This window comes from Alcanivorax sp. HI0083, assembly GCF_001635175.1.
On record NZ_LWFX01000605.1, the window covers coordinates 1 to 1,049 of the forward strand.

The 1,049-nt window shown below is 60.0% G+C and carries 1 protein-coding gene; it reads left to right on the top strand.

The window, feature by feature from the left end; all coding sequences use genetic code 11:
* The coding region (locus tag A3754_RS06090; RefSeq protein WP_197468502.1) for a transglutaminase family protein at positions 1 to 1,049 on the top strand (1,049 nt) is incomplete at both ends.

Below are 1,049 nucleotides of genomic sequence, written 5' to 3' on the forward strand. Positions count from 1 at the left end.
GAATTTGATGCCACCGGCAAGCGGCTGCGGGAGAAGCAGTTGCCAGAGAAAATTCAGCAGCGGCACGCCGAGGCCCGTCAACAATACCGGGAACGTTACCAGACCATGCAAGTTCGGATGGCGGCCATGCTGGAAGCAGAGAGTCTGCAGGAGCAGCAGGACGCAGCGGCGTCGCTGAAAGAGTGGATGGACAGCTTCACCCTGGAAAAGCCCCGTGACCCTTTTGACCCGAACAACTTGCCATGGGGCACCCCGGACCCGAACCTGACACCGGAGCCGTCCACCACCGCCAGAGAATTAAGCGCCAGGAATGCGCTTCCCCTATTCGAACGTGGCGTGCAACTGGCCAGTAACGTCATTACCCCTGACATGCTCGGACAACCCGGAGGCCCCACGGAAGAGGACCTGGCCGCCACCCTGGATGCCCAGCTCACCGATGCCGTCCGTGCGAAGGCGGAGGCGCTGGATCACGACCCAGTGGCAATCTACCAGTGGGTTCGCAATAATATCGAGTTTATTCCCAGCCATGGTTCCATCCAGGGCGCGGATTACACCCTGCAACACGGTAAGGGCAATGCCTACGACACAGCCAGCTTGCTGGTTGCCTTGCTCCGTGCCGCCAACATCCCTGCCCGCTACACGTTCGGTACCGTACAAATGCCTGCCGATCAGGTGATGAACTGGGTAGGCAACGTCAATACGCCGCAAGCCGCCAGCGATCTTCTGGGGCAGGGCGGTATCCCCAATGTTGGCATGGTCAGCGGAGGGGAAATCACCCACATCAACCTGGAGCATGTGTGGGTGGAGGCCTGGATCGACTATCACCCCAGCCGTGGTGCCAAGCATAGCGTGGGCGATAGCTGGGTGCCCATGGATGCCAGCTTCAAGCAATACGAGTACACCGAGGGCATGGCCCTGGAAGAGCAGGTGCCCTTCGATGCTCAAGGTCTGGCCCAGACCATTGAGCAGGAAAGCACCATCAATGAAGAAGAGGGCTGGGTGCAGGGCGTGCCCCAGCAGGCTATGGAAGATGCCTTTGCCGATTATCG